We start from the raw sequence: 22,915 nt of genomic DNA, 5'->3' as shown, positions 1-22,915 counted from the left end.
GCATGAGCTTTTTTAAAAGGCTGAGAGAAAGCATCTCTTCCAAGGCGGAAGAGGTCACGAATAAGTTTAAGGAAGGCTTGTCCAAGACGCGCGACGCGTTCGTCGGCAAGGTCGAGGATCTGTTCTCCCGTCGGAAAAAGATCGACGAAGCGTTCTACGAGGAGCTCGAGGAAATTTTGATCGGCGCCGACGTCGGCATCAATACCGTCCTGAAGCTGATCGACGAGCTGCGCGTCGAAGTGCGCAAGCGGAAGATCGAAGATCCGAAGGAGCTGCGCCCGATTCTAACCGAGAAGCTCGTCGAGCTGCTCTCCGGCGGAGAAGAGACGGAGCGGCTCAAGACGGCGCCGGACGGGCTGACGATCTACTTGGTCGTCGGCGTGAACGGCGTCGGCAAGACGACGACGATCGGCAAGCTCGCCCATCGATTGAAGCAAGACGGCAAGTCCGTGCTGCTCGCGGCCGGCGATACGTTCCGCGCGGCGGCGATCGAGCAGCTGGAAGTATGGGGGCAGCGCGCCGGCGTGGACGTGATCCGGCAAGGGCAAGGCTCCGATCCGGCGGCCGTCATCTTCGACGCGGTCCATGCCGCGAAGCAGCGGAACGTCGACGTGCTGATTTGCGATACGGCGGGTCGACTGCAAAACAAGGTGAACTTGATGGAAGAGCTGAACAAAATTTTCCGCGTCATCCGCCGCGAGGTGCCCGAAGCGCCTCACGAGGTGCTGTTGGTGCTCGACGCGACGACGGGGCAGAACGCGCTGCAGCAGGCGAAGCTGTTCGGCGAGAAAACCGGCGTCACCGGCCTCGTGTTAACGAAGTTGGACGGCACGGCCAAGGGCGGCATCGTCATCGCGATTCGCCAGGAAATGGAGCTTCCGGTCAAGATGGTCGGGCTCGGCGAGAAGATCGACGACCTGCAGCCTTTCGATTCCGAGCAGTTCGTGAACGCGCTGTTTCTGGGGCTCGGAGGCGCGGCGGAGGAAGCGGAGTAATTACGCAATTTCATAAGAAGCGAACGAGGAAGGACCTGTTGCCGGAAAGCGGCGACGGGTTCTTTTCTTTTTCCGGCGAGAAAACCGACGTTACAGCATCCGGGAGGATCGGGGAGGATTTATAAGGATTGCTTATGTATCCGGGCGTGAGCCCGGCTGAGGCTGGATAGAGCAGGAAGGAGGCGTCTGAGCCGGGTTGAGCGATGGCAAAGAAGCCCATATAATATTCATCATAGAATTAATAATTCATCGCGGAATTAATCGGCCGTGAATGTCCCGCGGAAAGAAGGTGACTCTTCGTGGAACGGGTAAACCGGATGCTCCTCGAAGCGTTCGCGCTTTACTTACGGAACGAGAAAAAGGAGGAAAGCACGATTAAGCTGTACGTCGCCGAGCTGGAAGCGCTCCTGACGAAGCTCGGCGAACGTCCGGGCGGCTTGGCCGAGGCGACGACGGACGACCTGCTCCGCTACCGGAACGACTTGCAAGCCGGCGGCATGAAGCCGGCAACGATCAACAAACGGATGTCGATCGCGCGAACGTTCTTCCAGTGGGCCGGCCGCGAAGGCATCGCGGATTCGTCGGCCGCGGAGGGGCTGCGCCTCGACGCGAACGCGCCGCCTCCGATCCAATGGCTGTCCGAAGCGCAGGAGCGCGCGCTGCTCGCCGCCGCCTCGAACGCATTGACCGACGAGAACGGCGTTCGGAACGAGGCGCTGCTCGCCGCGATGCTCTACGCCGGTCTTCGCGTGAAGGAGGTTTCGTACCTTCGGTTGGACAGTCTTCAAGGCTCGCGGCTCGTCGTGTCCGACGAAGGAGGCTCGTTCCTCCGGGGCGTGCCGCTGGACGACCGCGCGCTCGTCCCGCTCCTCTGTTGGCGCCGGCATCGGTCGGAGGCGATTCGTTCGAAGCATAAAGAAAGCGACTTCTTGTTCGTAACGGAACGCTCGGGGTTCATGCAGCCGAGAGCGGTACAGTTCGCCGTCGAGTCGTTATCGGCGAAGGCGGGCTTTCCCGTACGCTGCAGCGCGCTGCGGCATTCGTACTGCAGACGGCTCGCTCGGGAAGGGGCGAGCGTCGAGCGGATCCGGGATTGGGCCGGACACAAGTCGCCGCAGACGACCGTTCGCTATTTCGAAGATCTATGAAGATCTATAGGTAAGAGAGGAAGTGACGAATCGAGCAATGATTACGTTAGAACATGTCAATAAGGTGTACGATGACGGGTTCAAGGCGCTTCAAGATATCGAACTGCAATTCCGCGAGGGAGACCTCAACGTCTTGATCGGGCCGAGCGGCTGCGGGAAGACGACGACGATGAAGCTGATCAACCGGTTGATTCGGCCGACGAGCGGGAAAATTTCAGTCGCTGGCAAGGATATTTCCGCGATCGATCCGGTGACGCTGCGCCGCAGCATCGGCTACGTCATTCAGAGCATCGGGTTGTTCCCGCATATGACGATCGCGGCGAACGTAGCGGTCGTGCCGAAGCTGCTGAAGTGGGACGCGAAAAAGACGGAACGGCGCGTCGACGAGCTGCTCGAGCTCGTCGGATTGGATCCGGATACGTATCGGAACCGGTATCCGTCGGAGCTGAGCGGCGGGCAGCAGCAGCGGATCGGCGTCATTCGGGCGCTCGCCGCGGAGCCGGATATCATCTTGATGGATGAGCCGTTCAGCGCGCTCGACCCGATCAGCCGGGAGCAGCTGCAGGACGAACTCGTTCGGCTGCAGCAGGAGCTGAGGAAGACGATCGTCTTCGTCACCCACGACATGGACGAAGCGATCAAGATCGCGGACCATATCGTGCTCATGAAAGACGGCCGCGTCGTGCAGCAGGGCAGCCCGGAGGCGATCCTAAGGCGCCCGGCCAACGAATTCGTCTCCAGCTTCGTCGGGAAGAAGCGTCTGCTCGGGCAGGATTTCTCGGACATTCCGACGGTGGACGACGTCATGACGACGCAGCCGGTCACGGCCCAGCCTACCAAGGGATTGGCCGAAGCGGTCAAAATCATGCAAAACAAACGGGTCGATTCGCTGCTCGTCGTCGATCAATGGAAGAAGCTCCGCGGCACCGTAACGGTATACAGCGTGCTCGAGCATTACCGGGACGAGACGAAGACGCTCGCCGAGCTGGCGAGGCCGTTCCCGCACGTCCTTCCGTCGGGGACGCCGCTGTCCGAAGCGCTGCGGATCATGACGGAGCATCAAGCGCCATACGTCGCCGTTGCGGATCGGGAGGGCCGGTTCCTCGGCATGGTAACGAGAGGCAGCGTCGTCAAGCATCTGGCGGACGTCTACCCGACGGAGGGGGCGTGACGTTGCGATGAACGATTACTGGACGTTCCTGCTCGACAGATACCCCGACGTCTTGCGTGCCGCGGGAGAGCATCTGACGATTTCCGGAATCGCCGTCGCGCTCGGCTGCCTCGCGGCCGTACCGCTCGGGGCGTATATTTCCGGCGATCGGCCGGGATGGGTCCGGACGACGGTCTTCGGAATCGCGAACGTGTTCCAGACGATTCCGAGCCTCGCCTTGCTCGCGGTATTGATTCCGTTGTTCGGCATCGGGCTGCGCCCGGCGGTGTTCGCCTTGTTTTTGTATTCGCTGCTGCCGATTCTCCGGAATACGTTCGCCGGGTTCCGCTCGGTCGACGCCGGCATCTTGGAAGCGGCGAGAGGCATGGGGTACAGCGGCTGGCAGCGGTTGTGGACCATTCAGCTGCCGCTGGCGTTCCCGTACATCATGTCCGGCATCCGGGTGACGACCGTATACGTCATCAGCTGGACGACGCTCGCGACGTTAATCGGGGCCGGCGGTCTCGGGCAGCTCATCTTTTCGGGACTCGGCGTCAACAAGGAAGAGCTCATCTTTACCGGAGCGGCCGCGGCGATCGCGCTCGCCTTGGCGGCGGATCTCGTCTTAGGAAAAATCGAAAAAGCATTCAAAGGGGGAGTCGTTTCATGAAAAAACTAGGTTTAGCGGTACTATCGGCCGTCGTCGCAGGGGTGGTCGCCGGATGCGGAGCGCAAGGCGGTTCGGGAGGCGACTCGATCAAGATCGGAACCCAAACGTATACGGAGCCGAAAATCGTCGCGGAGATGTATAAGGCGTTGATCGAGGACCGCACGGAGCTGACCGCGGAAATCGTGCCCGATCTGGCCGCCAGTCCGGTCGTCATTAACGCGATGAAGGAAAACGAGATTCAGATGGCGTCCATCTTGTATTCGGGCGAAATCTTCAACGGGTATTTCGACATCGAACAGACGAAAGACCGCGCTCGCGTCATGGAACAAGCGCAAGCCGGCTTCGACGAGCACTACGGATTTACGTGGTTCGACGGCTACGGCTTCGAGAATACGTACGGCTTCACCGTGCGCAAGGACGTAGCCGAGCAATACGGTCTCGAGACGGTGTCGGATTTGGCCGAGGCGGCGGGCGAGATGCGGCTCGGCGTCGATACGACCTGGCTGGAGCGGGATAATGACGGATATGGCGCGTTCAAGGAGTTCTACGGCTACGAATTCGGCGAGACGTTCCCGATGGAAATCAGTCTCGTATACGAGGCGGTCGCGAACGACGAGGTCGACGTCGTCTTGGCGTACACGACCGATCCGCGCCTGAAGGAGTTCGACTTGAAGGTGCTGAAGGACGACAAGCAATTTTTCCCGCCGTACGACGGCTCGGCGGTCGTACGCAACGATGTCTTGGAGAGCCATCCGGAATTGAAGGAAGTCGTCGAGCTGCTCGTCGGGCAAATCGACACCGAGACGATGACGGCGCTGAACTTCGAGGTGGACGTTAATAAGCGTGACGTCGCCGAGGTCGCGAAGGAATTCCTTCAAGAGAAAGGCTTGCTGCAATGAACGACTTCTTCGAGTACGTGGCAAAGCACGGCGATACGATCTTAAGCATGACGATCGATCACATCGCGATGGTGGCGTCCGGGCTCGGGCTCGCTTTACTCGTCGGCATCCCGCTCGGCATGGTGTGCGCCAGACGCGAACGGTTGGGGCGGTGGATTCTCGGCGCGGCGAACGTCATTCAGGTGTTTCCGAGTCTTGCGTTGTTGGCGCTCCTTATGATCGTACTCGGCCTCGGATTTAAAACCGTCGTCGTCGGCTTGTTTTTATATTCGCTGCTGCCGATCATCCGGAATACGTCCGTTGGCTTGAAGCAAGTCGATAAGGTCGTCGTCGAAGCGGGGCGGGGCATCGGAATGAACGCTTGGCAGCTGCTCTGGAAGGTGCAGTTCCCGTTGTCGCTGCCGTTCCTCCTCGCGGGTATCCGCGTAGCCGCGGTCATCGCGATCGGGGTGGCGACGATCGCTCCGCTCATCGGGGGAGGCGGTCTCGGCAAGGAAATTTACGCCGGCATCAATTTGCGCAACGATATTCGCATCTTCGCCGGCGCGGTTCCCGCCGCGTTGCTGGCGATCGTCGCGGATGCGTCCCTCGGCCGTTGGGAACGAAAACTTAACGTCAAAAACAGTTAACGACGTGTAATATTATTGAGATTAATCAAAGAAGAAAGACGCCAACGCCCATCATCGGCCTGGCGTCTTCTTCGCGTTACAGTCGCTTGGATAATTGGGAGCGCCAGCTATCTGCGAGCGCATCGACGTCGAGCAGTCTGCGAAGCCCGGCTGCATCGCGCTTATCTCGATGCATGATCCGGTTCGCCTCGGCGACGGTGACGCCGGCCGGATGAGGCGTTTCGAGCCGGAGGCGGTCTCCGGCGGCGACCGCGCCCGGATTCAGAACCCGTAAGTAGAAGCCTGTAAAACCCGACGCCGTCACTTCGGCTTCCAGCGTCGGCCGTTCGTGACGGGCCGACAGCTTGAAGCAGGGTACTCTCGGCTGCGATACTTGCAGCAGAGCGTCGCCGAGGCGGAACGTGTCGCCGATGCGAACCTCGTCTTCCGTCGCGCCGAGCAGCGTGAAGTTTTCGCCGAAGGCGCCGGGCGAGAGCGGCTTCCCGATGGTTCGTTCCCAATAAGGATAATGTTCGTAACAATACGCGCAGATCGCCTTATCCGGTCCGCCGTGATGTACCGCGTCGGCTTGTTCGTCCCCCGGGAGCGGCGCCGCGTCGAGTCGCAACGGCCCGGCGACGGGAGACTTCGCGATGGCGGTAACGACTTCTCTCCCTTTATACAGCACAGTCGTCGGCTTGCCGACGTTCAACGAAAAGAGTTCAAGCTCCATGTACCGTTCCCCTCCCTATGATTGCAACTGTATCATATCGGAAATCCGCCTATCAAGGATTGAACCTTGACAACGTTCGGGCTATCCGGTACACTAACGAATGTCGCTGTAAAGCGCTAGGACTTGACGACGTCGGGAACGGGCGGAGGGACTTACCGGATGACGGAGCGGGAGCGCGACGCGCTGGCCAAGACGAACCGCATCAACTCGCTGTTCGACTTCTACGAACCGCTGTTGACGGAGAAACAACGGACGTTCCTTGAGTTTTACTTCCATGACGATTACTCGCTCGGCGAGATCGCGGAGCAATTTTCCGTATCGAGACAAGCGATCTATGAACATATCAAGCGCGCCGAGACGGCGCTCGAAGAATACGAAGCGAAGCTGCAGCTGCTCGCGAAGCACGAACGCCGCGAGGCGGCCGCGAAGCGGGTGGAGGACGAGCTCGGGAAGCTCGGCCCTTCCCCGGAGGCGGAACGCGCAAGAGAGCGGCTTCGCGAGTTGATGTCGGTAATTTAGAAGCAGCATTGTAGGAAAGGGGGGCGGCCCATGGCACCGTTCGAAGGATTGTCCAGCCGACTGCAGAACGTATTCAGCAAGCTGAGAGGCAAAGGGAAGCTGACCGAGGACGACGTGAACGAAGCGCTTCGCGAGGTGCGGCTCGCATTGTTGGAAGCGGACGTGAACTTCAAAGTCGTGAAGGATTTCGTCGCGAAGGTGAGAGAACAAGCGGTCGGGCAAACGCTCGAGAAGGGCTTCAATCCGGCGATGACGGTCGTGAACATCGTCAACAAAGAGCTGACCGAGCTGATGGGCGGCTCTCAATCGAAGCTCGCTCGCTCGAACCGGCCGCCGACGGTCGTCATGATGGTCGGTCTCCAAGGCGCGGGCAAGACGACGACGACCGGCAAGCTGGCGAAGATGCTGCTTGGGCAAAACCATCGCCCGCTGCTCGTCGCGGCGGACGTCTACCGTCCGGCGGCGATCAAGCAGCTCCAGGTGCTCGGCGAACAAGTGAAGGCGCCGGTATTTACGCTAGGAGATCAAGCGAATCCCGTCGACATCGCGAAGGCGGGACTGGCCCACGCGAAGGAGCACGGCAACGATTACGTCATTATCGATACCGCGGGCCGGCTTCACATCGACGAGACGTTGATGGGCGAGCTTCATAACATCCGCGAGGCGACGAAGCCGGACGAAATCTTGCTCGTCGTCGATGCCATGACCGGTCAGGACGCCGTGAACGTCGCCGAACATTTCAACTCGCAGCTCGAGCTGACGGGCGTCGTCCTGTCGAAGCTCGACGGCGATACGAGAGGCGGGGCCGCGATTTCGGTCAAAGCCGTCACAGGCAAGCCGATCAAATTCGCGGCGATGGGCGAGAAGCTCGACGCGCTCGAGCCGTTCCATCCGGAGCGGATGGCGTCCCGGATTCTCGGCATGGGCGACATGATGTCGCTCATCGAGAAGGCGCAGATGAATCTCGACGAGTCGAAGGCGAAGGAGATGGAGCGGAAGTTCCGCAAGGCGGAATTTACGTTCGAAGATTTCCTGGAGCAGATGCAGCAAGTGAAGAAGCTCGGCCCGATCGAGAACATCCTCGAGATGCTTCCGGGCATGGGCAATATGAAGCAGCTGCAGAACGCGAAGATCGACCCGAAGCAGATGTCGCGAACGGAAGCGATCGTGCTGTCCATGACGAAAGCGGAGAAGCAAGGGCTTGTCGTCATCGACGCGAAGCGCCGCAAGCGCATCGCGGCCGGCAGCGGCACGACGGTGGCCGACGTGAACCGGCTGCTCAAGCAGTTCGAGGACATGAAGAAGATGATGAAGTCTCTCTCGGGCATGATGGGCGGCAAGGGTTCGAAGCAAATGAAGAAGATGATGAAGGGCGGACGCGGCGGTTTCGGCGGCGGCGGACGATTCCCGTTCTGATCATAGATCGATATCGGGCGAAGCGTATATTTTCGCCGATGCGGTTCATCCTTTGAAGGAGGTGACAGTTTCATGGCAGTACGTATCCGTTTGAAGCGTATGGGCGCTCACAAGGCACCTTTCTATCGCGTGGTCGTATCCGACTCGCGCTCCCCGCGCGACGGTCGATTCATCGAAGAGATCGGCACATACAATCCGCTTGCTTCCTCCGAAGCGGTAACGCTTGACGAGGAGAAGGCGCTGAAGTGGCTCCAAAGCGGCGCGCAAGCGTCCGACACGGTTCGCAACTTGTTCAGCAAGGCCGGCATTATGACGAAGTTCCACGAGTCCAAGCTGCAGAAGTAATCGCGGCGGCACGGAGGTGCGAGATGGAAGCATTGGTACGAACACTCGTCAGAGGGTTGGTCGACCATCCGGACGACGTGCGCGTGGATGTAACGGAAGACGACGATTCCGTCCTCTATGAACTTACCGTTCATCCGGAGGACGTGGGCAAGGTCATCGGCAAGGGCGGCCGAATCATCAAAGCGGTGCGCGTCGTCGTGACGTCCGCTTCCGCGAAGAGCGGCAAGCGAATCGCCGTGGAAATCGCATCATAATGAACGAGAGGGTTAGGACACGGGTCCTAGCCCTCTTGCGTATCTATCCGCGGACTTCCCCAAGGAAAAGCGAGGACAATCATGAAACCGAAACTGTTGACCGTCGGCAAGGTCGCGAACACGCACGGCATCCGCGGCGAGCTCAAGGTGTGGCCGGAGACGGACTTCCCGGAGCAGCGCTTCAAGAGCGGCGCGGGACTGCTGCTGGTCTCTCCGGACGAAGCCAAGACGATGCCGCTTACCGTCGTAACCGCGCGACCGCAAAAGACGGTATACATCGTGAAATTCAAAGAATTCGACAATATCAATGAAGTGGAAGCTTATAAGGGCTGGAGCCTGAAGGTATCGTCGGAAGAACGCGCGAAGCTGGATCGGGACGAGTTTTACTTCCACGACATTATCGGCTGCGACGTACGGACCGAGGAAGGCGAGGCGGTCGGGGTCGTCACCGATATTTTGCGGCCGGGCGCCAACGACGTGTGGGTCGTGAAGCGGACGAACGGGAAGACGGCGTACATCCCTTACATTGCGGACGTCGTGCTTGACGTGGACGTGGCGGGGAAGGTCGTCACGATCCGATTGATGGAAGGGTTGCTCGAATGAGGTTCGACGTGTTGACGTTGTTTCCCGAGATGTTTTCCGGCATGTTCACGACGAGCATTCTCGGCAAGGCGCAGGAGAAGGGCATCGTCTCGCTGAACGCGATCAACTTCCGCGAATTTTCCGGAAACAAGCATCATACCGTCGACGATTATCCGTACGGCGGCGGCGGCGGCATGGTGCTGAAGGCGGAGCCGATCTTCAACGCGGTCGAGCACGTCGTCGCCGCGGCGCGCGCCGAGGCGGGGGAACGGGAGCCGCGGGCGCCGCGCGTCGTGCTGATGTGCCCGCAGGGCGAGACGTATACGCAGCGGAAGGCGGAGGAGTTCGCTAAGGAAGACCATATCATTCTCGTATGCGGCCATTACGAGGGGTATGACGAACGAATCCGGGAGCATCTCGTCACCGACGAAATTTCGATCGGCGACTATGTGCTTACGGGCGGCGAGATCGCGGCGTGCGCCATCGTCGACAGCGTCACGCGGCTGCTGCCGGGAGCGCTCGGGAACGAGCTTTCTTCGGTTACGGACAGCTACAGCACCGGTCTGCTCGAGCATCCGCACTACACGCGTCCCGCCGAGTTTCGGGGATGGAAGGTGCCCGACGTGCTGATCTCGGGCCATCACGTGAACGTCGACGCTTGGCGCCGGGAGCAGTCGCTGTACCGGACGTGGCGCCGCCGCCCGGACTTGCTCGAACGCGCGGAGCTGAACGACAAAGAGCGGAAGCTGATCGAACGGTGGAAGGAAGAAGAGAAGGAAAAGGAAACGAAATAATCCGGAGAGCGTGAACGGCTCTTCGGAAACCGGGAACGGAAAGTCGAAAACGATGAAACGAATCCGGGAGTTTCCACTTGTCTTTTTCTGGGCGCTGTGCTATGATCTTAGTTGTGTGTTTTGAAGGAACGGGCGGTCCTCTATTAAGCAGAGAACGGAATGCCTGACATTCCGGGAGCGATACGAACGCCTATGGCGGAAGGAGGTCAAACCATGAGCAACCTGATTCAAGAAATCACTCGCGAGCAGCTTCGCAGCGATCTCCCGAACTTTCGCCCCGGCGACACGCTTCGCGTGCACGTAAAGGTTAAAGAGGGAACGCGCGAGCGGATCCAGATTTTCGAAGGCGTCGTTATCAAGCGTCGCGGCGGCGGTATCAGCGAGACGTATACGGTTCGTAAGATTTCTTACGGCGTAGGCGTCGAGAGAGCGTTCCCGCTTCACAGCCCGCGCGTCGATAAGATCGAAGTGCTTCGCAGAGGTAAAGTTCGTCGCGCGAAGTTGTACTACCTGCGCAACCTGCGCGGTAAAGCGGCGAGAATTAAAGAAATTCGATAAGAATACAGGGGGCTTGGTAAGGTTCATCACACCAAGTCCTTTTTCTTTATCCCAAAATCTTTTTACGCTTCGGGAGGACCGACGTCATGGAGGAGCAAGAGTCTCGGCAACAACAATCCTCCGCTTCGGAGTGGAAGCGGGAAGCGGTCGACTGGGCGAAGGCGTTGATCGTCGCCGGCGTGCTCGTCGTCGTCATTCGTTGGTTTCTGTTTTCCCCCTATATCGTGGACGGGCCGTCGATGCAGCCGAATTTCCATACCGGGGAGCGTATCATCGTGAATAAGATATTGTACGACATCCGCAAGCCTCAGCGCGGCGAGGTGCTCGTCTTTCATTCCGGATACGACGCGGATTACATCAAGCGCGTCGTCGCGCTGCCCGGGGAGACGGTCGAGGTGCGCGGCGACACGGTGCTCGTCAATGGGGAGCCGCTGCCGGAGCCGTATATCCGGGAGCCGGTGGATACGGCCGCGGCGTCGGGGGGAACCTACAATAACAAAGATTTCTCGGCCCAGACGGTCCCGGAAGGGCATGTGTTCGTAATGGGCGACAACCGGCCGAATTCGCACGACAGCCGGGATATCGGGTTCGTCCCGTACGAGGAAATCGTCGGGCGGGCGGATGTCGTCATTTGGCCGATCGGGGACATTCGGTTGATCGGACATCATTAATCGACCGCCCGGAGCGTGGACGTTCGTTCCGCTTCGAGGACGGCTGCGATAGAAGGCAGGGCGCAAGCGATGACGATTCAATGGTTTCCGGGACATATGACCCGGGCACGAAGGCAAATCGAAGAAAAGCTGAAATTGATCGACGTGGCGATCGAGCTGCTCGACGCCCGATTGCCGGCTTCGAGCCGCAATCCGATGATCGGCGACATTCTCGGCCAGAAGCCCCGTCTGGTACTGCTCAATAAGAGCGATCTGGCGGATCCGGCGGCGACCGAACGGTGGGTCGAGAAGCTGGCGGCGGATCAAGTGCGGGTGCTTCCGATCGACGCGAGCACGGGAACCGGCGTGCGCGACATCTTGCCTCGGGCGAAGGAGCTCATGGCGCCGAAGTACGAGGCGTGGCGGAAGAAAGGGATGGAGCCCCGTCCGATCCGCACGTTGATCGTCGGCATTCCGAACGTCGGCAAGTCGACGCTCATCAACCGGCTCGCCGGGCGAGCCGTCGCCGCGACCGGGGACCGGCCGGGCGTGACGAAGGGGCAGCAGTGGATCAAGTTCGGCAAGGAGATGGATTTGCTCGATACGCCGGGCATTCTGTGGCCGAAGTTCGAAGATCCGCAAGTCGGGTTTCGATTGGCGGCGACGGGAGCGATCCGGGACGAAATCTTGAATTCGGAAGACGTGGCGTTCTTCACGGCGAAGTTTCTATGCAAGCGGTATCCGGGCGTGTTCCAGGAGCGGTACGGGATCGAAACCCTTCCGGAGGATCTCGAAGATCCGAACCAGGTCGTCGAGCTGCTGGAAGCGATCGGCCGCCGGCGCGGCGCGGTCATGAGCGGCGGGAAGATCAATCTGGCCAAGGCGTCCGACGTCTTCCTGCACGATTTGCGAAGCGGCAAGCTGGGGCGGATTACGTTGGAGCTGCCGGGTTTAGTATAATTCGATCGGCGCGCGTTCGCCGCGTGCGGCGGGAAACATTGGGAAGAGCTCATCGAAGACGATGGGCTTTTTTTGCTGTACAATGGGGGTTATTATCGCTGTTTCGTTGGAGGATCGGGGTTATGCTTACATACGAAAATGAATTATGGACCGCCGGCCGCGCGCACGTCGCGGGGGTGGACGAGGTCGGGCGAGGCTGCCTGTTCGGCGACGTCGTCGCGGCGGCGGTCGTCTTGCCGGCGGGCTGCTCGCTCGAAGGCGTGGACGATTCGAAGAAGCTGACGGAGAAGCAGCGCGAAGCGCTGCTGCCGTTGATCGAGGAACGGGCGATCGCCATCGGCGTCGGGCGCGTCGACGCCGAGACGGTGGATGCGATCAATATTCGCCAGGCGTCGCGGCTCGCGATGAAGAAGGCCGTTCGCGCGTTAGGACTTACGCCGGATCATTTGTTGGTCGACGCGGAATCGGTGGATGTCGACGTGCCGCAGACGGCCATCATTCACGGCGACGCCTTGTCGTTGTCGATCGCCGCGGCGTCGGTCGTCGCGAAGGTGACCCGGGACCGGTTGTGCCGGGAGTGGGATGCGCTGTATCCGGAATACGGCATCGCCGGACATAAGGGCTACGCGACGAAGCTGCACCGCGAGCGGCTGCTCGCGTTCGGCGCGAGCCCGATGCATCGGCAGTCGTTCCTCGGCAAGCTGTTCGCGGAACGGATGGAGCAGCTGGAATTATTTTAATCCTCGGGATACGCGGGAATCCGCGAACGGATCGCGGATTGGGAAAAACACGTAACGAATTCGGGATTCGCCGTCGATATATAAGGATATTCGCAAGATCCGGACGGAAGGGGACGGGAAGATGGACGTCGGTCGATTGATGCGCGCGGCGCTGGGCGATGCGGCGCCCGCGGAGCCGAAGACGCTCGAGTTGAAACCCGGGCAGGTCGTTCGGGGCATCGTGCTGCAGCTGTTCGCGGAAAACGAAGCGCTGCTCAATATAGGCGGGACGACGATGCGCGCCAAGCTGGAGACGCCGATTCCGGTCGGTCAGGCGACGCTGTTTCAGGTGCAGCCGGATTCCGGCTCGCTCGCCGTCTTGCTGAAGCCGTTGTCCGCTTCGACGGTCGACATCGCGACGGAGTCGTTCGCGGGCGTGTTGAAGAATTTCGGCATGAAGGATACGCCGCTGAACCGCGCCGTCGTGCGCGTGCTTCACGAGGAGGGCGTGCCGATGTCGCGCGCGACGAACGGGGCGGTCGCGTCGGCGGTCGAGGCGCTGGCGCCCTCCGGCGACGCCGAGACGGACGCGCTGCTGCGCGCCGCCGCGACCGCGGCGAAGCGCGGACTGCCGCCGACCGCGGAGACGGTGCGCGCGCTGCATACGGCGATGACGGGACCGTCGCCGACGGAGCTGCATCGCGCGCTCGAGACGGGCGCGCGGGACGCGCTGGCCGCGCCGGGGACGAGCGCGGCGGCGAAGCAGGCGGCGACGCGCCTGCTGGAGGTGCTGCAGCGCGCGGACGCGCTGCTGGGGGAGGCGCTGCGGCCGCAGGCGGCAGCGGATGCCGGCGGCGCGCGGGCGCCGGCCGCCGGGGCGGGGGCGCCGCCTAGCGCGCCCGGGGCCGCTGCGGCGCCTGGGGCGCCGGCGAGCGCCGCGGGACCGCAGGCGGCCGCGCCGACGGCGCAAGCGCCGGGGCCGGCCGCGACCGGGGCGCCCGCGTCGGCGTTGCCCGCGCCCGGCGGCGCGCCGACGAGCGCTCCGCCGCCGGCCGCCCCGGAACGACCGCCGCTGCTGTCGTTCCTGAAGCTGCTCGGCGTCGACGCGGAGCGCGAATGGCTGAAGCTCGCCGCTTCGCCGCCGCCGCGGCCAGCGCAGGAGGCGGCAGCGCAGTCGCAGCCTATGGATGCGCCGGAAGGCGGCGAAGCGCCGAAGCCTTCGCCGCTTGCGGAGCGCCCGCTCCGGCCGCTCGACGTGCTGCCGCCTCCGGCGCCGCCGACCGCCGCCCACGCCGCGGACGGGGCCGCGTCGCCGTCCTCCGCGGCCGACAAGGCGCCCGTCGAGACGCTGAAGTCGCTGCTGTCGCAAATCGCGGCGGACGCCGACGTGCCTCCGGCGCTCAAAGAAGCGGCGCAAACGGCGCTGCAGTCGATAACGGGCCAGCAGCTGCTCATGGCCCAAGACAAGTCCGCGCCGTTCGCGCACGTCACGATGTTCGTCCCGCTGAAGGGGCGCGACGGCGAAGGCGACGGCAATGCGTCGGTGCAAATCCATACCCGGCGCGGGAAGAAGGGCGAGCTCGACGCGGACAACTGCCGCCTGTGGTTCCAGTTGTCGCTCGCCTCGCTCGGCGAAACGTGGGTCGACGTAACGGTGATGAACAAGATCGTCGGGCTGCACGTCTGGAACGATCATCCAGCCGCGCAAGCGTTGATGGAGACGCAGAAGTCGGGGATGGAAGGGGCGCTGCGGGAGATCGGGTATCAGCTCCTGACGTTCAAGCACTCCGCAAAGCCGAAGGAGACTGCCGCGACCGACGCAGAGTCGCAGGCGCCGGGCGGGCAGATGAACGTCTCATCGGCGTACGCCCCGCCGAAGTACAAAGGAGTCGACTTTCGCGTATGACGAAATCATCGCAACCGAAACAAGCGGTCGCCCTGTCGTATTCGAAGGACGCCGCGGCCGCGCCGGTCGTCAAGGCGAAGGGGAAGGGCGAGACGGCCGAGCGGATCGTGGCGATCGCCGCCGAGAACGGCGTCCCGGTGCGGGAGGACGCTTCGCTCGTCGAGGTGCTCTCCAAGCTCGACCTTGAGCAAGAAATTCCGCCGGAGCTGTACCGGCTCGTCGCGGAAATACTAAGCTTCGTCTACCGTGCGGACCAAGCGGCGCAAGATCGGGCGACGAGGAAGGACGGGGATCGATGAACGGAGGACGAAGGAAGGCGACCGGCGCGGCCGGCGAAGCGGCGGCGGCCGCGTATCTCCGAAGCGTCGGGTACGCCGTCGTCGCGAGCAACTGGCGCTGCCGTTACGGCGAGGTCGACCTCGTCGCCGAGGCGAAGGACGGCGCGCTCGTCTTCGTCGAGGTGCGCACCCGTTCGGAGGGCACGCTGGGCCGCTTCGGCGCGCCGCTCGAGTCGATCACCCCGAAGAAACAAGCGACGCTGCGCCGATGCGCGCAGTCGTACTTGCAGCGGCTGCCGTCGGCCCCCGCCGCCGTCCGGTTCGACTGTATCGGCGTCGTGCTCGACGCGGACGGCAGGTCCGTCTCCATCAACCACGTCGACAACGCGTTCTAATCGCCTCCCGCGGGCGATGTCGCTTCTTTCATATCCCCGTCCCGCAGACGCTGCCGGCGAAAGTCCAACGCCCGATACGTCAGCGCCTCGTTCATATGCTCCGGCTCGATCCGTTCCGACCCTTCCGCGTCCGCGATCGTTCGCGCCACCTTGAGCACCCGGTCATGCGCCCGGGCGCTGAACTCCAGCGCGCCGTACGCGCGCATCAGCTTGCCGGACGCCTCGGCGCCGAGCCGGCAAAATCGATGCAGCAGCTTGCCGGACAGCTCCGCGTTCGAGCGGATGCCAAGCCCCGCATATCGTTCCCGCTGCGCCGCCCGCGCCTTGTCGACGAGCCGGATCAGCGACTTCGTATCCCATCGGGGACCGCCTAAGGCTCCGTATTCGCCTTCGCGCATGCGCAGCTCCGCCTCTTCCGGCCGCAGCCGCGGCACGTCCATCGTCATGTCGATCCGATCCATGAGCGGCCCCGACAACCGCGACAAATACGCCAGCTTGCGGGGGAGGGAGCACGTGCAGGACCGGCCGCCTTCTTCGTAGCCGTCGTAACCGCACGGGCACGGATTCATCGTCCCCGCGAGCGCGAAACGGGCGGGGTACGTGAACGCGCCGCGCGCCCGCGCGATCGTCACCGCCCCGTCCTCGAGCGGCTGGCGGAGCGATTCCAGCGCCGTCCGAGGAAACTCCGGCAGCTCGTCGAGGAACAAGACGCCGCGATGCGCGAGGCTCGCTTCGCCGGGGCGAGGCGTCGCCCCGCCGCCGATGAGCCCTTGGGGCGATATCGTATGGTGGGGCGAGCGGAACGGCCGGCGCCGGACGAGCGCCCCGCGGTCGGCGAGCTGGCCCGACGCGCTGTAGATCTTCGTCACCTCGAGCGCCTCGTCGTCCTCGAGCGGCGGAAGAATGGTGGCGAGCCGACGCATCAGCATCGTCTTCCCGGAGCCCGGCGGACCGATGAAGACGATGTTGTGCCGCCCGGCCGCGGCGATCGCGAGCGCCCGCTTCGACTGCATCTGCCCGACCACGTCGGAGAAGTCGAGTTCGTCCGAGTCGCCGGCCGCAGCGTTCCGATCGTCCGCCGTCCGCGACTGCTCGCCGGCGTAGTCGACGCCGAGCGCCGCGTCGAGCACGTCGCGCAGCCGCGCGACCGGCACGACGTCGATGCCGCCCGCGAGCGACGCCTCCCGCGCGTTCTCCGCGGGCACGACGATGCGCGCAAGGCCGGCATCCTTCGCGGCGAGCGCCATCGACAGGACGCCTGGCACGGGCCGCACGTCGCCGAGCAGGCTGAGCTCGCCGAGAAACATCGCGCCGTCGGCGACGCTCGCCGGCCACTGGCCGCTCGCGAGCAGGATGCCGACCGCGATCGCGAGATCGAACGACGCGCCTTCCTTGCGCACGTCGGCCGGCGCGAGGTTGACGGTAATCCGCCGCATCGGAAACTCGAATCCGCCGTTCTTCAGCGCGGCGCGCACGCGCTCCGTCGATTCGCGCACCGCGTTGTCGGGCAGACCGACGATAGAGAACGCGGGCAACCCGTTGGCCAGGTCGATCTCCACCGTCACCGTCCGCCCGTCGATGCCGTGCATGCATGCCCCGTAACAGGTTCCGTACATAAAAAAACACCCCTTCTTCGAATGTAATGCTTCGAAGGAGAGGTGCTTCCTCATCGCTTGCTCGTTTGCGAGGAGTATACCACATTTTCCCGAGAAATTAAATTTTTCACCAAAGTTCTTGTTAATCCGCCGCTATTGGGAAAAGTTATTAGGGGTACAACCAAATTTAATGTCGAATCGACGCGCGCGAAAGAGGAAAATGTTTCACGTTCGTGATACAATAGAGAAGTTGTGTCCAGAGAATCGAATAGGAGGTTTCGAGATGAACATTCACGAGTATCAAGCGAAAGCGGTGCTCAAGCAGTACGGCGTGAAAGTTCCGGAAGGCTACGTGGCGTTCACCCCGGACGAGGCGGTGGAAGCGGCGAAGAAGCTCGGCACGCCGGTGACTGTCGTGAAAGCGCAAATCCACGCCGGCGGCCGCGGTAAAGCCGGAGGCGTTAAAATTGCAAAGAGCCTCGACGACGTTCGCAATTATGCATCCGAGTTGATCGGCAAGACGCTGGTGACGCACCAGACCGGGCCGGAAGGCAAAGAAGTGAAGCGAATCTTGATCGAGCAAGGCTGCGATATCAAGAAAGAATACTACATAGGTCTCGTCGTCGACCGGGCGACGGGGCGCGTCGTCATGATGGCTTCGGAAGAGGGCGGCACGGAAATCGAAGAAGTGGCCGAGCATTCGCCGGAGAAAATTTTCAAGGAAGTCGTCGATCCGTCCATCGGTCTCGCGGCGTTCCAAGCGCGCAAGCTGGCGTACGCGATCAACATTCCGAGTCCGCTCGTGAACAAGGCGGTTCATTTCATGACGGCGCTGTACCAAGCGTTCGTCGAGAAGGATTGCTCCATCGCGGAAATCAACCCGCTCGTCGTCACGGGCGACGGCGACGTCATGGCGCTCGACGCGAAGCTCAACTTCGATTCGAACGCGCTGTTCCGTCATAAGGACATCGTCGAGCTTCGCGACTTGGACGAAGAAGACGAGAAGGAAATCGAAGCGTCGAAATTCGATCTGTCGTACGTCGCTCTCGACGGCAACATCGGTTGCATGGTCAACGGGGCCGGCCTCGCGATGGCGACGATGGATATCATTAAATATTACGGCGGCGAGCCGGCGAACTTCCTCGACGTCGGCGGCGGCGCTACGGAAGAGAAGGTCACGGAAGCGTTCAAGATCATCCTCTCCGACGCGAAGGTGAAGGGCATCTTCGTCAACATCTTCGGCGGCATCATGAAGTGCGACGTCATCGCGAACGGCGTCGTCGGCGCGGCGCGTCAGCTCGGCCTCGACAAGCCGCTCGTCGTGCGTCTCGAAGGCACGAACGTGGAGCTCGGCAAGAAGATCCTCAACGAGTCGGGCCTCAACATTACGGCTGCCGATTCGATGGCGGACGGCGCGCAGAAGATCGTCGCTCTTGTGAAGTAGAGCCTCATTATACTATAAGGATGTGAGGAGTACCCATGAGTATCTTAGTTAACAAGAATACCCGCGTCATTACCCAAGGCATCACCGGTTCGACCGGGATGTTCCATACGAAGGGCGGCCTCGACTACGGCACCCAGATGGTCGGCGGCGTTACGCCGGGCAAGGGCGGCACGAAGGTCGACTTTACGCTGGAAAATGGTTCGACGGTATCGCTCCCCGTGTTCAATACCGTGAAGGAAGCGAAAGCGGCGACCGACGCGAATACGTCCGTGATTTACGTTCCGCCGGCATTCGCCGCGGATTCGATCATGGAAGCGGTCGACGCCGAACTCGATCTCGTCATCTGCATCACGGAAGGCATTCCGGTGCTCGACATGGTTCGCGTAAGCAAGTACATGGAAGGCAAGAAGACGCGCCTAATCGGGCCGAACTGCCCGGGCGTCATCACGCCGGGCGAATGCAAGATCGGCATCATGCCGGGTTACATTCACCTCCCGGGCCACGTCGGCGTCGTCTCCCGTTCCGGTACGCTTACGTACGAAGCGGTGCACCAGCTGACGTCCCGCGGCATCGGCCAATCGAGCGCGGTCGGCATCGGCGGCGACCCGGTGAAGGGCTCCGAGTTCATCGACATCTTGAAGCTGTTCAACGAAGACCCGGAGACGTATGCGGTCATCATGATCGGCGAGATCGGCGGTACGGCGGAAGAGGAAGCGGCCGAGTGGATCGCGGCGAACATGACGAAGCCGGTCGTCGGCTTCATCGGCGGCCAGACGGCGCCTCCGGGACGCCGGATGGGCCACGCGGGCGCGATCGTGTCCGGCGGCAAGGGCACGGCGGCCGAGAAGGTCGCGACGATGGAGCGCTGCGGCATGAAGGTCGCTCCGACGCCGTCCGAGATGGGCTCGACGCTCGTATCGGTGCTCGAGGAGAAGGGTCTGCTCGAGAAGTGCATCGTTCGCAAATAATTTAATAGAAGCTTTACCATCCGAGCAGGTAAGCAACCTCTCGTTTTCGGCGGACAAGCCGAAGGCGGGAGGTTTTTTTCATTTTCCGGGGAGGGATCGACGTTGAACGAAAACCAAATCATGCTGGCGATCCACGAGATGGAGGGCATCGGTTGGGAGACGATGCGACAGATCGTGGACGCGGTGCCGGATTTCCGCAGCTTTTTGGATCGCCCCGCGACGGAGCTCTTGGCCGGGACGGACGTTCCGAGGAGCAAAGCGGCGCGAATCCAAACGCTTTTGACGAATGAATACATTCTAGGTAAACTTAGGTTCTACGAGAGTCGCGGCGTCGTTCCGATCACATACTTCGATCCGACGTATCCCCCGCTGCTGCGTCACGGCATCGAGAAGCCGCCGTGGGTGCTGTACGCGCAGGGCGACGTCTCGCTGCTGCAGCGCAATTGCTGCGGCATCGTCGGCACGCGGCACCCGACCGCGTACGGCCGGGAAGTGGCCGAGTGGTTCGGCGCGGAGCTTGCTCTAGCGGGGGTAAGCGTCGTCAGCGGCCTCGCCCGCGGTATCGACAGCTACGCGCACGCAGGCGCGATGCGGTCGACGGGGGCGACGATCGCCGTGCTCGGCAACGGACTGAACGTCTGTTACCCGCCGGAGCACGAACCGCTGCAGCGCGCCATCGCGAAGCGCGGCCTCGTCGTCAGCGAGTACAGCTGGGACGCGAAGCCGTCGAAGCTGACGTTCCCGTGGCGCAATCGGCTGATCGCGGGCATCTCGCGAGCGTTGATCGTCGTGGAAGCGGCGTCGGAGAGCGGCTCGCTGCATACGGCGAAGTGCGCGACGAACGCGAGCCGGGACGTCTTCGCCGTGCCCGGGCTCGTCACCTCGCCGAAGAGCGCAGGCTGCTATCGGCTGCTTCGGGCGGGCGCTCTCATGGCGGCGTCGCCGGACGATATTTTGGCCGAATTCGGCATCGCCAAGACGGCGCGAGGCGCCGCCAAGGAAGACGAAGCGCTTACGCCGGAAGAGGTCGAACTGCTCGAGGCGATGGGGGCCGAAGCGGCGACGCTCGATGAGATGATCGTCCGCACGAATCGCAGTTTTGGACATTTGCACACGGTTTTGTTATCGTTACTCGTAAAGAACCGTATCCGGGCGCTTCCCGGTTCGCGATACATCGCAAGAATGAAATGACGGAAATGGGGTGCAGGGGAGATGGCAGCCGATACGCTCGTCATCGTGGAGTCTCCGGCCAAGGCGAAGACGATTGGGAAATACTTGGGCAGCAAGTTTATCGTTAAGGCTTCGATGGGGCATATCCGCGATTTACCGAAAAGCCAGACCGGCGTAGACGTCGAACAAGGGTTTACGCCGAAATATATTACGATCCGCGGCAAGGGTGACGTACTTAAGGAATTGAAGGACGCCCGCAAGAAGGTCAAGCGCGTCTATCTCGCGGCCGACCCCGATCGGGAGGGCGAGGCGATCGCTTGGCACTTGGCGCATTATCTCGAGATCGACGAAACCGAGCCTTGCCGCGTCGTGTTCAATGAGATTACGAAGCAAGCGGTGAAGGAAGCGTTCAAGCAGCCGCGGAAAATCAATATGGACTTGGTCAACGCGCAGCAGGCGCGACGCATTCTCGACCGGCTCGTCGGGTACAAGATCAGTCCGCTCCTTTGGAAGAAAGTAAAGAAGGGACTGTCCGCCGGCCGCGTGCAGTCGGTCGCGGTCAAGCTCATCTCCGACCGGGAGAAGGAGATCAAGGCGTTCGAGCCGGAAGAATACTGGTCGATCACGGCGACGCTCGCGGAGAAGAACATCGCGTTCGAAGCGAAGTTTTACGGCGAAGGCGGCGAGAAGAAGGATCTCCCGAACGAAGCCGAGGTGAATCGGATTCTCGCGGCCGTCGGCAAGAATGCGTTCGTCGTCTCCGAGATCAAGGAGCGCGAGCGGCAGCGTCATCCGTCGCCGCCGTTCATTACGAGCTCGATGCAGCAGGAAGCGGCGCGCAAGCTGAACTTCCGCGCCGCCAAGACGATGCAGATCGCCCAGCAGTTGTACGAGGGCGTCGATCTCGGCAAGGAAGGCACGGTCGGTCTCATTACGTATATGCGTACCGACTCCCCCCGCATCTCGCCGATCGCGCAAGAGGAAGCGCGGGAGTATATCGCGAAGCAGTTCGGCCCGGCGTTCGTGCCGGAGACGCCTCGCAATTACTCCAAGAAAAACGCGAACGCCCAAGACGCGCACGAGGGCATTCGCCCGACGTCCGTCGCTTACGAGCCCGAAGCGGTGAAACCGTTTCTGTCTAGGGACCAATTCCGGCTGTATAAGCTCGTGTGGGAACGATTCGTCGCGAGTCAGATGACGTCGGCCGTGCTGGACACGGTGACGGCGGACCTCGAGGCGGGCGGCGTCCTGTTCCGAGCCGTCGGGTCGAAGGTGAAGTTTCCCGGCTTCATGAAGGTGTACGTAGAAGGCAATGACGACGGCGTCACCGACGACGACAAGTTTTTGCCGCCGCTCGAGAAGGGGCAGAAGCTGAAGGCGGAGTCGATCCTTCCGAAGCAGCACTTCACGCAGCCGCCGCCGCGTTATACGGAGTCCCGGCTCGTGCGCGCCCTCGAGGAGCTCGGCATCGGACGTCCGAGTACGTACGCCCCGATACTGGACACGATTCAGCGGAGAGGCTACGCGGCGATGGAGGAGAAGAAGTTCTTCCCGACGGAGCTCGGGGACATGGTCATCGCGATGATGGAGGAGTTCTTCCCGGAAATTCTGGACGTCGAATTTACGGCGCACATGGAGGAAGACCTCGACTTCGTCGAAGAAGGCAAGGCCGACTGGGTGAAGGTGCTCGGCGAGTTTTACGAATCGTTCGAGAAGCGTCTCGAAGTGGCCGAAGAAGAGATGAAGGAAGTCGAGCTGAAGGACGAGATCGCCGACGAGCAATGCGACAAGTGCGGACGCCACATGGTATACAAGATGGGGCGCTTCGGTAAATTCCTCGCCTGCTCCGGCTTTCCGGATTGCCGCAACGCGAAGCCGATCGTCAAGGACGTCGGCGTGACTTGCCCGAAGTGCAAGAAGGGCAGCATCGTCGAACGCCGGAGCAAGCGCGGCCGCGTCTTCTATGGCTGCGACGTGTACCCGGAATGCGACTTCGTGTCGTGGGACCAACCGGTATCCGATCCCTGTCCGGATTGCGGCGCCCTGCTGGTGAAGAAGCGGACGCGCAACGGCGCCGTTATCCAATGCACGGCGTGCACGCATAAGCAGGAGGAACAGGATACGGATCAAGAAGAAGCGTAAGTAAAGGAGATATGAGC

The 22,915-nt window shown here is 61.9% G+C and carries 25 protein-coding genes; 23 read left to right on the top strand and 2 right to left on the bottom strand.

Annotation, left to right across the window (positions count from 1 at the left end; genetic code table 11):
- Window positions 1-2: 2 nt before the first annotated feature.
- The 6 genes from ftsY (at window position 3) to FE782_RS23025 (ending at window position 5,491) form a co-directional block, all read left to right on the top strand.
- The gene (gene ftsY / locus FE782_RS23050) at window positions 3-995 is read left to right on the top strand and encodes a signal recognition particle-docking protein FtsY (RefSeq protein ID WP_138196703.1); all 993 of its coding nucleotides are present in this window, start codon (window positions 3-5) and stop codon (window positions 993-995) included.
- Window positions 996-1,294: 299 nt separating this feature from the next.
- On the top strand, window positions 1,295-2,143 hold the full coding sequence (locus FE782_RS23045) for a tyrosine-type recombinase/integrase (RefSeq protein ID WP_138196702.1): 849 nt from the start codon (window positions 1,295-1,297) through the stop codon (window positions 2,141-2,143).
- A 37-nt stretch (window positions 2,144-2,180) separates the two neighbouring features.
- A complete protein-coding gene (locus FE782_RS23040; RefSeq protein WP_138196701.1) occupies window positions 2,181-3,314 on the top strand; it encodes a betaine/proline/choline family ABC transporter ATP-binding protein in 1,134 nt (377 codons plus the stop codon).
- A gap of 7 nt (window positions 3,315-3,321) precedes the next feature.
- Window positions 3,322-3,963, top strand: a complete 642-nt coding sequence (locus FE782_RS23035) for an ABC transporter permease (RefSeq protein WP_138196700.1) — start codon at window positions 3,322-3,324, stop codon at window positions 3,961-3,963.
- Window positions 3,960-4,862 (top strand): glycine betaine ABC transporter substrate-binding protein, encoded by a 903-nt coding sequence (locus FE782_RS23030; protein WP_138196699.1) that lies wholly within the window; start codon window positions 3,960-3,962, stop codon window positions 4,860-4,862. Before FE782_RS23035 ends, FE782_RS23030 begins: the two co-directional genes overlap by 4 nt.
- Window positions 4,859-5,491, top strand: coding sequence for an ABC transporter permease (locus FE782_RS23025; protein WP_138196698.1), 633 nt, complete (start codon window positions 4,859-4,861; stop codon window positions 5,489-5,491). Before FE782_RS23030 ends, FE782_RS23025 begins: the two co-directional genes overlap by 4 nt.
- 76 nt (window positions 5,492-5,567) lie before the next feature.
- Here FE782_RS23025 and FE782_RS23020 read toward each other — a convergent pair whose 3' ends face one another.
- Window positions 5,568-6,203 carry an MOSC domain-containing protein gene (locus tag FE782_RS23020; RefSeq protein ID WP_138196697.1) on the bottom strand — a complete coding sequence of 212 codons (636 nt, stop codon included), beginning with the start codon at window positions 6,201-6,203 and terminating at the stop codon, window positions 5,568-5,570.
- Between the two features lie 159 nt (window positions 6,204-6,362).
- On the opposite strand from FE782_RS23020, the gene FE782_RS23015 reads away from it, so the two are divergent.
- The 13 genes from FE782_RS23015 (at window position 6,363) to FE782_RS22955 (ending at window position 15,579) form a co-directional block, all read left to right on the top strand.
- Window positions 6,363-6,722 carry a putative DNA-binding protein gene (locus tag FE782_RS23015; RefSeq protein ID WP_138196696.1) on the top strand — a complete coding sequence of 120 codons (360 nt, stop codon included), beginning with the start codon at window positions 6,363-6,365 and terminating at the stop codon, window positions 6,720-6,722.
- Between the two features lie 30 nt (window positions 6,723-6,752).
- A complete protein-coding gene (gene ffh, locus FE782_RS23010; protein WP_138196695.1) occupies window positions 6,753-8,138 on the top strand; it encodes a signal recognition particle protein in 1,386 nt (461 codons plus the stop codon).
- 72 nt (window positions 8,139-8,210) lie between these two features.
- Complete coding sequence (rpsP, locus tag FE782_RS23005; protein ID WP_138196694.1) at window positions 8,211-8,483, top strand: 30S ribosomal protein S16; 273 nt, start codon at window positions 8,211-8,213, stop codon at window positions 8,481-8,483.
- Window positions 8,484-8,506: 23 nt separating this feature from the next.
- On the top strand, window positions 8,507-8,737 hold the full coding sequence (locus tag FE782_RS23000; protein ID WP_138196693.1) for a KH domain-containing protein: 231 nt from the start codon (window positions 8,507-8,509) through the stop codon (window positions 8,735-8,737).
- An 81-nt stretch (window positions 8,738-8,818) separates the two neighbouring features.
- The gene (rimM, locus tag FE782_RS22995) at window positions 8,819-9,340 is read left to right on the top strand and encodes a ribosome maturation factor RimM (protein ID WP_138196692.1); all 522 of its coding nucleotides are present in this window, start codon (window positions 8,819-8,821) and stop codon (window positions 9,338-9,340) included.
- Window positions 9,337-10,113, top strand: a complete 777-nt coding sequence (gene trmD, locus FE782_RS22990) for a tRNA (guanosine(37)-N1)-methyltransferase TrmD (RefSeq protein ID WP_138196691.1) — start codon at window positions 9,337-9,339, stop codon at window positions 10,111-10,113. Before rimM ends, trmD begins: the two co-directional genes overlap by 4 nt.
- A gap of 213 nt (window positions 10,114-10,326) precedes the next feature.
- Window positions 10,327-10,671, top strand: a complete 345-nt coding sequence (gene rplS, locus FE782_RS22985; RefSeq protein WP_138196690.1) for a 50S ribosomal protein L19 — start codon at window positions 10,327-10,329, stop codon at window positions 10,669-10,671.
- A gap of 86 nt (window positions 10,672-10,757) precedes the next feature.
- Window positions 10,758-11,342, top strand: coding sequence for a signal peptidase I (lepB, locus tag FE782_RS22980; protein ID WP_138196689.1), 585 nt, complete (start codon window positions 10,758-10,760; stop codon window positions 11,340-11,342).
- A 69-nt stretch (window positions 11,343-11,411) separates the two neighbouring features.
- Complete coding sequence (gene ylqF, locus FE782_RS22975; RefSeq protein WP_138196688.1) at window positions 11,412-12,281, top strand: ribosome biogenesis GTPase YlqF; 870 nt, start codon at window positions 11,412-11,414, stop codon at window positions 12,279-12,281.
- A gap of 122 nt (window positions 12,282-12,403) precedes the next feature.
- On the top strand, window positions 12,404-13,021 hold the full coding sequence (gene rnhB, locus FE782_RS22970; RefSeq protein WP_138196687.1) for a ribonuclease HII: 618 nt from the start codon (window positions 12,404-12,406) through the stop codon (window positions 13,019-13,021).
- A 121-nt stretch (window positions 13,022-13,142) separates the two neighbouring features.
- On the top strand, window positions 13,143-14,906 hold the full coding sequence (locus tag FE782_RS22965) for a TP0910 N-terminal domain-containing protein (protein WP_138196686.1): 1,764 nt from the start codon (window positions 13,143-13,145) through the stop codon (window positions 14,904-14,906).
- Window positions 14,903-15,205, top strand: a complete 303-nt coding sequence (locus tag FE782_RS22960; RefSeq protein WP_138196685.1) for an EscU/YscU/HrcU family type III secretion system export apparatus switch protein — start codon at window positions 14,903-14,905, stop codon at window positions 15,203-15,205. The genes FE782_RS22965 and FE782_RS22960 overlap by 4 nt, the downstream gene beginning before the upstream one ends.
- A complete protein-coding gene (locus FE782_RS22955; protein ID WP_138196684.1) occupies window positions 15,202-15,579 on the top strand; it encodes a YraN family protein in 378 nt (125 codons plus the stop codon). Before FE782_RS22960 ends, FE782_RS22955 begins: the two co-directional genes overlap by 4 nt.
- On the opposite strand, the gene FE782_RS22950 is transcribed toward FE782_RS22955, so the two are convergent.
- The gene (locus FE782_RS22950; protein ID WP_138196683.1) at window positions 15,576-17,195 is read right to left on the bottom strand and encodes a YifB family Mg chelatase-like AAA ATPase; all 1,620 of its coding nucleotides are present in this window, start codon (window positions 17,193-17,195) and stop codon (window positions 15,576-15,578) included. The genes FE782_RS22955 and FE782_RS22950 overlap by 4 nt on opposite strands.
- 262 nt (window positions 17,196-17,457) lie before the next feature.
- On the opposite strand from FE782_RS22950, the gene sucC reads away from it, so the two are divergent.
- The 4 genes from sucC (at window position 17,458) to topA (ending at window position 22,898) form a co-directional block, all read left to right on the top strand.
- Window positions 17,458-18,618, top strand: a complete 1,161-nt coding sequence (gene sucC / locus FE782_RS22945) for an ADP-forming succinate--CoA ligase subunit beta (RefSeq protein ID WP_138196682.1) — start codon at window positions 17,458-17,460, stop codon at window positions 18,616-18,618.
- Window positions 18,619-18,653: 35 nt separating this feature from the next.
- Window positions 18,654-19,586: a succinate--CoA ligase subunit alpha gene (sucD, locus tag FE782_RS22940; RefSeq protein WP_138196681.1), complete on the top strand. Its 933-nt coding sequence runs from the start codon at window positions 18,654-18,656 to the stop codon at window positions 19,584-19,586.
- A gap of 102 nt (window positions 19,587-19,688) precedes the next feature.
- Window positions 19,689-20,777, top strand: coding sequence for a DNA-processing protein DprA (dprA, locus tag FE782_RS22935; protein WP_138196680.1), 1,089 nt, complete (start codon window positions 19,689-19,691; stop codon window positions 20,775-20,777).
- A gap of 21 nt (window positions 20,778-20,798) precedes the next feature.
- On the top strand, window positions 20,799-22,898 hold the full coding sequence (topA, locus tag FE782_RS22930; RefSeq protein ID WP_138196679.1) for a type I DNA topoisomerase: 2,100 nt from the start codon (window positions 20,799-20,801) through the stop codon (window positions 22,896-22,898).
- Window positions 22,899-22,915: the final 17 nt, after the last annotated feature.

The organism is Paenibacillus antri (genome assembly GCF_005765165.1).
Classification (GTDB): domain Bacteria; phylum Bacillota; class Bacilli; order Paenibacillales; family YIM-B00363; genus Paenibacillus_AE; species Paenibacillus_AE antri.
Note: the sequence above shows the minus strand (reverse complement) of the source record. Positions and strands in the feature narration are given on the sequence as shown.